Here is a 12,493-nt window from a genome sequence, read left to right as displayed (position 1 = left end):
CAATCACCTCAATAAGGATCGACCGCGTCGCGCAATCCGTCGCCGAGCGCATTGAATGCGAAGACGGTGACGAGCACGAAGCCGACGGGGGAGAGGATCCAGGGATAGGAGCCGATGACCGAATAGGTCGCCGTATCCTGCAGCATCAGCCCCCAGGAGATCAGCGGCGGCTTGACCGCAAAGCCGAGGAAACCGAGGAAGGATTCTAAGAGCACGACGCTCGGTATATGCAGCGTCACCGCGACGATGACATGGCTCATCACGTTCGGGAAGATGTGCTGCATGATGATGCGCGTGTCGGTAGCGCCGACGGCCATGGCCGCCCTGACATAATCGATGCGGGCGAGCGCTAAGGTCTTGCCGCGCACCTCGCGCGACATCTGCGCCCAGCCGAGCGCCGACATCACGGCGATGACGAAGGCAAGGAAGACATTGGTCGGCGCCGTCACCGGGATCAGCGAAGTCAGCGCCAGATAGAGCGGCAGTTGTGGGAAGGCGAGAACCAGCTCGACGAAACGCTGCAACCAGATATCGAATGTGCCGCCGAAATAGCCCGACACCATGCCGACGGTCGTGCCGATGATCGTGACGATGAAGACCACCGTCAGGGCAATGGTCAGCGAAATGCGCGAGCCGATGATGGCGCGCGACAGCACGTCGCGGCCGAACTTGTCGGTGCCGAGGAAATGCACCGGCTGACCGTCGGTCGAGCCGAAGAAGTGCCGGCTGGCCGGGATCAGGCCGAAAAGCCGATATTCAGCGCCCTTGACGAAGAAGCCGAGCAGCCGCGGATTGTCGTAATCGATGCCGACGATCGGCTGGAAGGTGACGGGGTCGAGCTCTTCGGAATCGGAGAGTGCATAAACGCGCGGCTGGAAGACGAAATTGTCGTCCTTGTCGTGGAAGCTCATCATCTGCGGCGGCGCAAAGCCGACATCGGTCGCCTTCGGGTCCATCGGCGCAAAGAAATCGGCAAAGATCGCCATGACGATCAACAGCACGACGAGCACCAGCCCTGCCATGCCGGTCCAGGAGCGCCTCAGCCGGCGCCAGACAAGGGCGATATAGCTTTCATGCCCACGCGATGGCTTGTTGATAGAAAGTTCTGTCGTCGGCGGAGGCGGCGCGGAGTCGAAAGCCAGCATCTCAGGCTCCTCCATATTGGCGGACACGGGGATCGAGCAGGGCGAGCAGCATGTCGGCGATGATGTTGCCGACGATCAGCGTCGCCGACAGCACCATCATGAAGGTGGCTGTGACATAGACGTCGCCGACCGCCATCGAGCCGACGATCGCCGGGCCGACGGTCGGCAAGGCGAAAATGATCGCGGTTTCGATCTCGCCGGTCAGCATGTAGGGCAGCACGACGCCCTGGTACATCACCAGCGGGTGCAGCGCGTTCGGCACCGCATGGCGCATCACCACAGCTGCGCCGGAAAGCCCCTTGGCCTTGGCCGTCTCGACATATTGGGCATTCAGCGTATCGAGCAGATTGCCGCGCATGACGCGCATATTGTAGGCGAGCCCACCGAAGGTGGCGATCGCCACGACCGGCCAGACATGGTGAACCAGATCGGCGAACTTCGCCCACGACCAGGGCGCGCCGCCATATTGCGGCGAGAAGAAGCTGCCGATTTCGGAGACGTTAAGCTGGAACACCAGGAGATAGACGATGATCAGCGCCATCAGGAAGCGCGGCACCGTCATGCCGAGGAAAGAAATTCCCGAAAGCAGGCTGTCGATCCAGCTATATTGTCGCGTCGCCGCCCAGATGCCGAAGCCGATGCCGAGCACCGAGGCAAGGAGATGGCAGACAAGCGCCAGAAGCAATGTCCGCGGCAGGCGTTCGCCGACGACATCGGCGACCGGCTTGTTGTAAAACATGCTGTAGCCGAAATCACCGCGGGTCACTATCCCGCCGATCCAGTTGATGTATTGGACGACCATCGGCTTATCGAGGCCGTGTTCGACCCGGTAGAGCTGCGCCTGCGCTTCGGCCTGGGCATAGGACGCGCCGCCCTGGTTGATCAGCTGGGATCTTATATAATCGGCGTAGTCGCCGGGTGGGGCCTGGATGATCGCGAAGGTCACCACGCTCAGGATGAAGAGAATGGGGATCGCAGAGGCTATGCGCACGAGCAGGAATCGTAACATCGAACGGTTCGCTTCTCCTTGCCGCCAGTCGCTCCTTGTCAGCGCGGCCGGCTTGTTGGTCATGTCAGGCCGCGCGCGGCACGCGCGGCCTGGAGCTCACTTCAGCTGGGAGGGAGCTTAGTTGATCGGGCCCTTTTCGCCGGGCTTGCCGGGCAGTTGTTCAGGGAACAGCTCGTATTTGCCCTGCTTGTCCGCAGCCACCCACAGGCGTTCGCGGATCACCGAATCTTCAGCCCAGTTGAACATCATGATCGGCGTACCCTGGGGTACGTTGGAGAACCGCTTGTTGACGATCAGGGCGCCCGGATATTCCGTCAGGCCGACGGTGTTGACGTGCTCCGTCGAGATCTTCTGATACTGCTTCATCAGATCGACGCGCTCGTCGTTGTTCTGGCTCGTCCTGAACTTGTTGACGACATCGACAAGCTCCTTTTCGAAGGGCATCAGATCAAGCTGGTCATCCTTGCCGGCGCGATGGTGCCAGCTGGTGCGCGGACCGACAGGGGCGAGCTGTTCGGTGTTCTGCACCACCGACGACAGCTCCGTCGTGTTGCGCTGGATCAGCCAGTCGAAGCGGCCGGCATAATGGGCGTCGTCACGCTTGGCACCGTCGAGCGCATTGATGACGATCTTCAGCCCGAGCTTCTCCATCTGGCCGACGACACCTTCGGCAAGGCTCTTGTCGGTCGTGTACTGATTGTTGATCAGCATGACGATTTCGACATCCTTGCCGCCAGCCGTGCCGGCCGGGAAGTTCACGATGCCATTGCCATCCGTATCCTTGAGGCCGGCTTTGGCGAGTTCCGCCTTGGCGCCCTTAAGATCAAAGGGATAGTAGACGGTCGAGTTGCGGTCGTAGAAGCTGGTGCCGGAGGAGAGCCCGCCCGGATAGATCGCGGTGAACGGCCCCTTGACCAGCGAGTCGCCGATCGCCTTGCGGTCGAGCGCCATGGTCACCGCCTTGCGGAAGTCTTCGTTGCGGTTCAATTCGCGGATTGCCTCACCGCGCTCGTCCGGGCTGCCCCAGCCGTTGGCGGAGAAGTTCATGCGCAAGTTATAGCCGATCAGGCGCGGGCCGAAGGCAAGCCGGGCGGGCGCCGTTTTTTCGGCGGCGCGCTTCAGCGACGCGACGAAGTTTTCCGGCTGCTCGAGGTTGGAGAAATCGGCGGAGCCTGCGACGGCCTGGACGTCACGGTCGGCCCAGGTCGAGAGCTTGTAGTGCAGCTCGTTCAGATAAGGCAGCTGATCGCCCTTCTCGTCGACCTTCCAATAATAGGGGTTGCGGCGCATGACGATGATGTCGTCCGGGCGATATTCGACCGGTACCCAGGCGCCCATGACCGGCATGTTCATGAACTCGGGCGGGAAGGCGTTCTTGAACTGGTCGTAGGTGTTCTTCGAATATTTCGGATGCTGCGCCTTCAGGATATGCGACGGACCCGGGCAGAAATTCGGGTAGGACATCGTGTAGAGATATTGCTTCGGGAAGGCCTCCTTGAAGGTCCATTCGACGGTGTAATCGTCAACCTTCTTCAGCGTCGTTCCGGCGCCGAAGGCTTCCGGCGAGGCGCCGCCGCCGAGCGGCGAGACGTTCGGGTCGATGACTTCATCATCCCAGTAGAACATGATGTCGTCGGCGTTGAACGGCGCGCCGTCGGACCATTTGGCGCCTTCGATCAGATGCATGGTCAGCTTGTGGCCGTCTTGCGACCAATCCCAGCTCTTGGCAAGGTTCGGCAGCGGCTCGGTGTCGGAGGCCTGCACCTGGAACAGCGGCGCGGTGCGCGTCAGGCATTCGGAAAGGCCGATATCGATGCCGCCCCAGCCCTGCGTCTGGCCGGCGCCATAGTTCCAACCTTCCGGCCGTCCGCCGATGACGTGGCGCATGGTATCGCCGTAGACACCGATGCCGTCGGGCATATTGCCGGTCTTGAAGACCAGCGGCTCCTTCGGCAGACGGTCCTTGACCGGCGGCAGCTTGCCGGTGGCGACGAAATTCTTCGTGACCCAGTCGGGCTCGTGATATTCGGGCAGCGCCTTGAACTCCAGGATGGAGTCGCGCGCGACATAATTGATCTTACCTTCGGCCGGAAAGTCCGCCGGTTTCGGTGGAACGGTTTGCTCGGAGGCATATGCATTCAGCGCCGCGGCTGAGACGCTGAGCGCCAGCCCGGCCAGAATGCCTGCGTTACGGAAATTCATCATCGTTTCTCCCTCTTGTTCCGGAGCGCGGTCAGGCGGCTCGTTTTTCCTCGAACGACATGAAAGCGGGCCTGATGTCATGGATTTCCCTCCCGGAAACCGATGACGACCCATCCTTCACAAAATCAGACGGCCTTTTTCAGCGCCGCCTTTTCCGCCCGCAGCTCCTCGATCGAGCGAACGTTGCGGCGTGCGGCCCCCGCCCAGTCGCGGGTCTGCACCTTCGATTTCGACAGCCGCTCCTTGGCGGCCGGCACGGCATCGGCATATTGCGGCAGCCAGCGCGCCTGGGCAACGACCATCTCGTCGACCATCTGCCAGACCTCTTCAGGCGTCGAGACGGCTCCGACCAGCGGATCGTGCAGCACGGCAAGCTTCAGAAGGTCGATATCGCCCGATATGGCGGCATGCACCGACATGCGCTGGACGTTGATCGAGGAAATGCAGGTGGCGGCGCAGGCTTCCGGCAGGGTGACGCCGGAGACCATGTTGATCCCGAACCGATCGACGAAGCCGGGCGATTCGATGATCGCATCCGAAGGCAGGTTGGTGATGACACCATTGTTCTTGACGTTGAAATGGCCACGATAGACCCGGTTCGTCTCCAGCGCCTCGAGGATGTGGCTGGCATGTTCGTTCGAGCGCTTGGCAGGATCGATCGGCTGCGAGGCGGATTCCAGGAATTGCGGATATTCCGTCTCGAACCAGTTGCGCGTTTCCGTCGAATGACGAAGGTAACCGCCGGTCTCGCCGTGGATCCAATCGGACATATCGATCCAGCGGGTGATCTCGTCCGGCCGCTTGCGATACCACGGCAGGTATTCCGAGAGATGGCCATTGCTTTCCGTGGAATAGACGCCGAAACGCTTCAGCACGTCGATGCGCAGTTTCTCCTGCTGCGAATAGACCGGATGCGCCTCGAAGGCGGCGATCAGCTCATCTTTGCCGATCTTGCGGCCGTTGAGGCGAAGGTCGATGAACCAGGTCTGGTGGTTGATGCCGGAGCAGATATAGTCGAGCTCGCTCACCGACTTCGCGCCGAGCACCTCGGCGATCTGCTCGGCGCCGTGCTGGACGCCGTGGCACAGGCCGACGGTATCGACTTTGCCGTATTCGATCGCCGCCCAGGTGTTCATCGCCATCGGATTGGCATAGTTCAGGAATTTCGCGCCGGGCTCGGCGACTTCGCGGATATCCTTGCAGAAGTCGAGGATGACGGGGATGTTGCGCTGGCCATAGAGGATGCCGCCGGCGCAGATCGTATCGCCGACGCACTGGTCGATGCCGTATTTCAGCGGAATTCTAATATCGTCGGCATAGGCCTCGAGCCCGCCGACCCGGACGCAGCTGATGATGTAGCGCGCGCCTTCGAGCGCCTGGCGCCGGTCGGTCGTCGCCGTCACCTTCGTCGGCAGCCCGTTCGCCTCGACGACGCGGTCGAGGATCGCCTTGATCATTTCCAGATTGTGTTCGCTGATATCGGTCAGTGCAAACTCGATGTCGCGAAACTCCGGAACGCACAATATGTCGGTGAACAGCTTCTTGGTGAAACCGACGCTGCCCGCACCGATGATAGCGATTTTGAAACTCATGATCTTCACCTCGACCCAATCGAATGCTAAGGAAAAGAAGGCCACGGAGGATCCGGCCGCATGCCGACGCATGTGGCTGAAAACACCGAAAAATCTGCCTTTTTCCTCCCGGCCGCTCTGTCGGCCGTGGTCTCTTCCTCGTGTCGGCCGGGATTATGCCCGAAATTGGCAGGGCGACCAGAGAAGGATTATGCTTTCAGGGGTAATTTTGTGCTGCAGGATTTGATCGCAAACGGACAGTCGATGAGGACGGTGTCGTTGCCCCGTGGCCGCCAGCGCTTGCATGCCATGCCGACCAGCGCCGGCTATGAAGTGCGCGAAAACGAGACCTATGACTGGGACGGCCGCCGGCGCGGCCAGACCCCCTTCACGGTGCTGCAGCACACGATCAGCGGCAGCGGCCAGCTGCGCTACCAGCACCGCAACTATCGGCTTCAGGGGGGCGACACGCTGCTCGTTCTGGTGCCGCACAATCATCGCTACTGGCTGGAAAAAGGCGACCGCTGGGAATATTTCTGGATTTCGATGAACGGCGAGGAAACGCTGCGCATCCACCAGATGGTGCTGTCGACCGCCGGCCCGGTGCTGAAGCTGCAGCCCTCGACCATCGATCATCTTGCCGATTGCAGCCTGCGCCTCGTCAAGGGCGCGACATCGCCGGGTGCCGCCTCGGCGATTGCCTATGAAGCGGCGATGGCGCTTTACGACGACGTCTTCGGCTCGCCGGCCTTTGCCGCCGAACTCAGCCTCATGCAGCCGGTGATCGACCATATCAACGCCAATCTCGAGAAGCCGCTGCGGGTCAGCGAGCTTGCCGGCATCGTCGGCCTCAGCCGCGCGCATTTCTCGCGCAGCTTCGCCGAGAGCGAGGGCATGCCGCCGGCGGAATTCGTACTGCAGCAACGCCTGCAGCGCGCGGTCAAGCTTCTGACCAAGGCGGACTTCCTGCCGGTCAAGGAAGTCGCCATCATGTGCGGCTTCGAAGACCCCAACTATTTCTCCAAGGTCTTCCGCCGCGTCTACGGCACCAACCCCACCGAATTCCGCACGACGGGCATGTATGCCAGCATCGGAAAACTGAGATAGCTGGCCACCTGCTAAACCATTTGCGTCAGGCCCGCACCTCGAACACCATGTTGAACGGGGTTTCCGTCGCACGACGAAAATGCGTGAATCCGGCGTCGAGCGCCACCTTTCGAAGCTTCATTTCTCCCGCCTGTGCGCCAAGCCCAAGCCCCACCTCCTGGGAGAGCGATGCCGGTGTGCAGATCATCGTCGACGCGCCGTAATAGACGCGTCCCACCGGATTGAGATTGTCCTTGAGATGGTCATGGGCAAAGGGCTCGACGATCAGCCACGTTCCATTCGGCCCAAGCGTGTCCTTGACATGCCGGCCGGCGCCGACGGGATCGCCCATGTCGTGAAGGCAGTCGAACATGGCGACCATGTCATAGCCGCGCCCCGGAAATTCCGCCGCCGAACCCTGCTGGAAGGTCATGCGGTCCGAAACACTCGCATCCTGGGCGGCAGCCTTTGCTCTTTCGATTGACGGGCCGTGATAGTCGAACCCGGTAAAGCGGGAAGCGGGATAGGCCTGCGCCATCAGGATAGTCGAGGCCCCATGACCGCAACCGACATCGGCGACACTGGCGCCGGCCTTGAGCTTTTCTTCGACGCCGGAAAGCGCCGGTATCCATTCGTTGACGAGATGGCTGTTATAGCCCGGACGAAAGAACCGCTCGGTTCCCCGGAAGAGGCAGGTGCTGTGCTCATGCCAGCCAAGTCCTTTGCCGGTACGGAAGGCATCGGCGATCTTCGGCTCGTCCATCCACATGGATTGGACAACCTCGAAGGCGCCGACGAAAAAGGCGGGGCTGTTTTCCTCGGCAAATACCATCGCCTGTTCCGGCGTCAGGCTGAAACGATCCGTCTTTTCATCGTAAGCGACATAGTCCGCGGCCGCTTGGGCGCTCAGCCACTCCCTGAGATAACGCTCCTTTATCCCTGTCTTCTTGGCAAGATTCTGGACGCTCATCGGCGTTCCGTCGGCCATCGCCTTGAAGATTCCGACCTTGTCGCCAAGCACGACCAAGGCACCGGAAATGGCGGCGCCGACGTCGCCAACAAGACGACCGACAAGTGCATCGAGTTTTTGCATATCTGCCTCACGCATTATAACCTCCCGGTGCGTGATAAAGGCAATATAAATTAGACTCTAATAATATTCAGTCAATCAATCTTCCCTTTCGCCAGTTGTGCGTGGAGTATTAAAAGTCGAAGGGATGGAATAGGCCGGTCTATTCAAGGGCTCACAATGTCCTATGCCGTCATGCACCTGCTCTCGTCATCCCTTGTATCGAGATTGCGTTTTTAATATAATCTGCCCGAGACAGAATCACACTTTTGATGCAAGGTTATTGTTTTGTGTCTATCCTCCGCTCAATGCCGCGCGGCTCGGGCCCTTTTAGCATGGTCTCAGGACGATCTCTCATCGGCCTCGAAAGTCGCCAAAGCGACGATTGCTAATTTCGAGGCTGGAAAGCGCTCTCCCTATGAACGGACCCTTCAGGATGTGAAGCACGCGCTGGAAGGCGCAGGCGTTGTTTTCATCCCTGAAAATGGTGGGGGTGCCGGCGTTCGGCTTGCAAAGCGCGCGGATGCCTCGATCGACACGAATGAGACCGAGACGGTTCAATATGAAGAATATCTCAAAAACGACGCACCGCCCGGTGCAGGTGGCTGAATGATGGCGAAAAAAGAAAAGCTCGAACACTCCGAACTGGCGGGAGAATTCACCGATGACGGGATCACCGTGCTCGTCGACATCTTCCGCACATCGGGCAGCAATGAAGACTGGACGATGGAAGTGGTGACGCAAGCGGAAGACCTGATCCGCTGGGACGAGCCATTCGCGACTGACCGGGATGCCTTCGACGAATTCCTGGCCGTCGTCGCGCGCGACGGCATTCGATCGCTTCTCGAAGATGAAGAGCCATCCGTGCATTGAGGAATATCCCGTGAAAAGCATCAATGATCTCGTCGCATCAGCGAAAACCGTCTGCGATCGATACCGGGCCGGGCGGATGGAGCGCGAGACCGTACGGGAATGGGTTCTCGGACTCGGCGCCTATCCGCCGCCACATGGAGAGCGTGTTCGCGAAGCGGCAGAATGGTTCCGCTTGCACAATCGCGAGCCTGTTTCCGAAGATATCGTGTTGGTGGACATCGACCGGCTTGCGGCGATTTCAGCGCCGTGATCCCGGGGCGCGCGAACGGAAAGGCCGGCTGCAAGGGCTCGCCCATATCCGATCTTAGTCAGTCATTGCCAGACCGTTCGATGCGGAATGGATCGCAGCAGTGCCGGCGCTGTTTGGCGGTTGCCTCGCCGTCTCGATCCGGACTGGCGCAATTACGCCGGTACTAGGCGGCGTAGGACCAATGACGATCATGAGCCTTATGCATAATACCCTCATCGCAGCTGCCATGCGGAGCGGTCTGGGGGTTCCGCAGCTTCGGCAAATGTGACACTCCTTACGAGGCTGGCATGGCTGCTGCATCTCGCGCGCGAAGCGTACGTCAAGCGCGGCTAGAATATTTTAATTCGTGCGATAAATAGAAGGAACAGCACGTGGCAGCATTTCCGGAACAGGCAAAGGTCGTCATCATCGGGCTCGGCGGTATCGTCGGCGCCTCCATCGCGCATCATCTCGTCGAGCGGGGATGGGACGATATTGTCGGCATCGATAAGTCGGGCATACCGACAGATATCGGCTCGACAGCCCATGCCTCGGACTTCTGTTACACCACCAGCCACGACTATCTGTCGGTCTGGACCACGCAATATTCGATCGATTTCTACGAGAAGATGGGCCATTACGCCCGCATCGGCGGCCTCGAAGTGGCGCGCACCGGCGACGATGCCTGGATGGAGGAAATCAAGCGCAAGCTATCCTCGGCACGCGCCTTCGGCACGCGCGCTCATTATGTCAGCCCTTCCGAGATCAAGAAGAAGTTCCCGCTGATCGAGGAAGATCAGGTGATGGGCGGCCTTTACGATCCGGATGCCGGCCTCGTCATTCCGCGCTCGCAGACCGTTGCCGGCAAGCTGGTCGATGCCGCCGAAAAGGCTGGCAAGCTGCAGGTGTTCGGCAACACGCCGGCGAAGTCGCTGATCGTCGAAGGCGGTCGCATCAAGGGCGTCGTCACCCATCGCGGCACCATCATGGCCGACCACGTCATCGTCTGTGCCGGCCTCTGGGGGCGCCTGATCGCGGAGATGGTCGGCGAAGACTTGCCGGTCATGCCGGTCGACCACCCGCTCACCTTCTTCGGTCCGTATAACGAGTTTGAAGGCACCGGCAAGGAAATCGGCTTCCCGCTGCTGCGCGACCAGGGCAACTCCGCCTATATGCGCGATACCGGCGACCCGGCGACCACGGAGGGCGGTCAGATCGAGTGGGGCTACTACGAAGCCACCAATCCGCGCATGTGCCATCCGCGCGATATTCTCGAAAAACACGAAGCCCGTCTTTCGCCCTCGCAGCGTGACCTCGAGATGGAGCAGATCATCGAGCCGCTCGAGCGCGCCATGGAACTGACGCCGATCCTCGGCGAGCTCGGCTATAACGAAGGTCACTCCTTCAACGGACTGCTGCAAGTATCGGCCGGCGGCGGCGCATCCTGCGGCGAGAGCCAGAAGGTGCGCGGCCTCTGGTATTGCGTTGCCATCTGGGTCAAGGACGGCCCGGGCTATGGCAAGCTGATCGCCGACTGGATGACCGATGGCCGCACTGAGATCGATCACAACAGCATCGACTACGCCCGCTTCTATCCGCATCAGTTGACGGAAGAGTTCATCGAGGGCCGGTGCTACGAAGCCGCCCAGAAGATCTATTTCCCGGCTGTTCACACCCGCGAACCCTATGCATCCGGCCGCAACGCCAAGCGCTCGCCCTTCTACGCGCGCGAAAAGGAGCTTGGCGGCTACTTCATGGAACTTGGCGGCTGGGAGCGTGCGCACGGCTACGCCGCCAACGAGCATCTTCTGGAGAAATACGCCGACCGCGTCCCGGTTCGCGAGAACGAATGGGACAGCCGCCATTTCTGGCGCGTGTCGAATGCCGAACATCTGGCGATGAGCGAGGATTGCGGCATCGTCAATCTCAGCCACTTCCACATGGTCGATATCGAGGGACCTGACCATGTCGAGTTGATGGAATGGCTGTGCGCCGCCAAGGTCGGCGGCGATGCAAACATTGGTAAGGGCATTTACACCCACTTCCTCGACGACGAAGGCATGGTGCGCGCTGACTTCACCGTCTTCCGCATGGCCGACCGCTGCCGTCTCGTCAACGGCGCCGATGCCGGCCCGCGCGACCTGCACTATATGAAGCGCGTCGCCGAAGACCGCGGCCTTGACGTAATTATCACCGACGTCTCGGAAAAATTCGTGACGATCGGCATCTGGGGCCCGAACGCGCGCGACACGCTGAAGAAGGCTGTGGCCGATCCGGCCGGGCTCGATCAGGAAAACTTCGCCTTTGCGGCGATCAAGCCGATCGAAATCGCAAGCAAGCCTGTCACCGCCTTCCGCATCTCCTATGTCGGCGAGCAGGGCTGGGAACTGCACATGAAGTACGAAGACGGCCTCGCCGTCTGGGATGCGCTGCGCTCGACCGGCGTGATGGCTTTCGGCGTCGAGACCTATGCGAACTCGCGCCGCATGGAAAAGAGCCTGCGCCTGCAGAACGCCGACCTCCTGACCCAGTACAACCTGATCGAAGCCGATCTCGCCCGTCCGAAGGTCAAGGAAGCCGATTTCCGCGGCAAGGCAAAGCATCTGGAATACAAGGCGCGTGAGCACCAGCCGGCCATGCTCTGCACGCTTGTGATGACCGAGAATACCGACAAATCGGGCGTGAAGCGTTATCCCGTCGGCAACCTGCCGGTTGTCGATCCCGCCACGGGAGAGGTTCTGGTCGACGAGCTTGGCCGCCGCTCCTACACGACCTCGATCGCCTACGGCCCAACAGTCGGAAAGAACATTGCCTTGGCCTATCTACCCTGGTCGCATTGCCAGGTCGGACGCAGGCTGAATGTCGAGTATTTTGCCGAGAGTTATCCGGTGGAGGTTGTCGGCGTCGGGTACAAGCCGATCTATGACCCAGAAAATCTGAAGCCGCGCAGCTAACGCATCGGCGTGAAACGGGAATTGATTTTCGAACATCACGATATGTAGATTCAAAGTGTTACAGCGCCGCGCGTCTTAACAGGTGCGCGGCGCTGTAAGCGCTCAAGCACTTGTGACGCCGCAAGGATGGGACGCCACAAACATGAGGCTGAGTCGCTTGGCCAAAACAACGAGAAATCCCGACCTTCGTGCCACTTCATTGTGTGCGGACGTGTACGTCGCCCGAGATTTCGAACAGGACAAGGAGGCGGGGCGAGGCCCACGCCCTCCCTCGGGTAAAGGTTGCAAGACCCTCGCCGAACAGACCGGTTGTTACATAGAAACAGTCATTTGACATCTCTGTAGCGACCGGCAA

At 60.4% G+C, this 12,493-nt stretch carries 11 protein-coding genes; 6 read left to right on the top strand and 5 right to left on the bottom strand.

All coding sequences use genetic code 11. The features are described 5' to 3' along the window. Nucleotides 1-8: 8 nt before the first annotated feature. The 4 genes from HFO99_RS07300 to HFO99_RS07285 all read right to left on the bottom strand — a co-directional run bounded on the left by HFO99_RS07300 (nucleotide 9) and on the right by HFO99_RS07285 (nucleotide 5,948). Nucleotides 9-1,145: an ABC transporter permease gene (locus HFO99_RS07300; RefSeq protein WP_222360260.1), complete on the bottom strand. Its 1,137-nt coding sequence runs from the start codon at nucleotides 1,143-1,145 to the stop codon at nucleotides 9-11. A 1-nt stretch (nucleotide 1,146) separates the two neighbouring features. Further along, nucleotides 1,147-2,154 (bottom strand): ABC transporter permease, encoded by a 1,008-nt coding sequence (locus tag HFO99_RS07295; protein ID WP_222360420.1) that lies wholly within the window; start codon nucleotides 2,152-2,154, stop codon nucleotides 1,147-1,149. 117 nt (nucleotides 2,155-2,271) lie between these two features. Beyond that, entirely contained in the window at nucleotides 2,272-4,359 is a 2,088-nt protein-coding gene (locus HFO99_RS07290; RefSeq protein WP_222360258.1) for an ABC transporter substrate-binding protein, read from the bottom strand. Nucleotides 4,360-4,481: 122 nt separating this feature from the next. Beyond that, nucleotides 4,482-5,948, bottom strand: coding sequence for an alpha-glucosidase/alpha-galactosidase (locus HFO99_RS07285; RefSeq protein WP_222360256.1), 1,467 nt, complete (start codon nucleotides 5,946-5,948; stop codon nucleotides 4,482-4,484). A gap of 60 nt (nucleotides 5,949-6,008) precedes the next feature. Between HFO99_RS07285 and HFO99_RS07280 the strand changes: the two genes are divergently transcribed. Further along, on the top strand, nucleotides 6,009-7,034 hold the full coding sequence (locus HFO99_RS07280; RefSeq protein ID WP_222360254.1) for an AraC family transcriptional regulator: 1,026 nt from the start codon (nucleotides 6,009-6,011) through the stop codon (nucleotides 7,032-7,034). Nucleotides 7,035-7,059: 25 nt separating this feature from the next. Here the strand turns inward: HFO99_RS07280 and HFO99_RS07275 are convergent, their stop codons facing one another. Then, the gene (locus HFO99_RS07275) at nucleotides 7,060-8,121 is read right to left on the bottom strand and encodes a class I SAM-dependent methyltransferase (RefSeq protein ID WP_222360252.1); all 1,062 of its coding nucleotides are present in this window, start codon (nucleotides 8,119-8,121) and stop codon (nucleotides 7,060-7,062) included. Nucleotides 8,122-8,370: 249 nt separating this feature from the next. On the opposite strand from HFO99_RS07275, the gene HFO99_RS07270 reads away from it, so the two are divergent. The 5 genes from HFO99_RS07270 to HFO99_RS07250 all read left to right on the top strand — a co-directional run bounded on the left by HFO99_RS07270 (nucleotide 8,371) and on the right by HFO99_RS07250 (nucleotide 12,138). Further along, a complete protein-coding gene (locus tag HFO99_RS07270; RefSeq protein ID WP_168304242.1) occupies nucleotides 8,371-8,691 on the top strand; it encodes a helix-turn-helix domain-containing protein in 321 nt (106 codons plus the stop codon). 3 nt (nucleotides 8,692-8,694) lie between these two features. Further along, entirely contained in the window at nucleotides 8,695-8,955 is a 261-nt protein-coding gene (locus HFO99_RS07265) for a hypothetical protein (protein ID WP_222360250.1), read from the top strand. Nucleotides 8,956-8,965: 10 nt separating this feature from the next. Beyond that, a complete protein-coding gene (locus tag HFO99_RS07260) occupies nucleotides 8,966-9,205 on the top strand; it encodes a hypothetical protein (RefSeq protein ID WP_222360248.1) in 240 nt (79 codons plus the stop codon). A 100-nt stretch (nucleotides 9,206-9,305) separates the two neighbouring features. After that, nucleotides 9,306-9,473, top strand: coding sequence for a hypothetical protein (locus HFO99_RS07255; RefSeq protein ID WP_409994929.1), 168 nt, complete (start codon nucleotides 9,306-9,308; stop codon nucleotides 9,471-9,473). Nucleotides 9,474-9,576: 103 nt separating this feature from the next. Continuing rightward, complete coding sequence (locus HFO99_RS07250; protein ID WP_222360246.1) at nucleotides 9,577-12,138, top strand: FAD-dependent oxidoreductase; 2,562 nt, start codon at nucleotides 9,577-9,579, stop codon at nucleotides 12,136-12,138. The last annotated feature ends 355 nt before the right edge of the window (nucleotides 12,139-12,493 follow it).

Origin of the sequence: Rhizobium leguminosarum (genome assembly GCF_019798305.1) — a bacterium.
In the GTDB taxonomy this organism is placed as follows: Bacteria; Pseudomonadota; Alphaproteobacteria; order Rhizobiales; family Rhizobiaceae; genus Rhizobium; species Rhizobium leguminosarum_U.
Note: the sequence above shows the minus strand (reverse complement) of the source record. Positions and strands in the feature narration are given on the sequence as shown.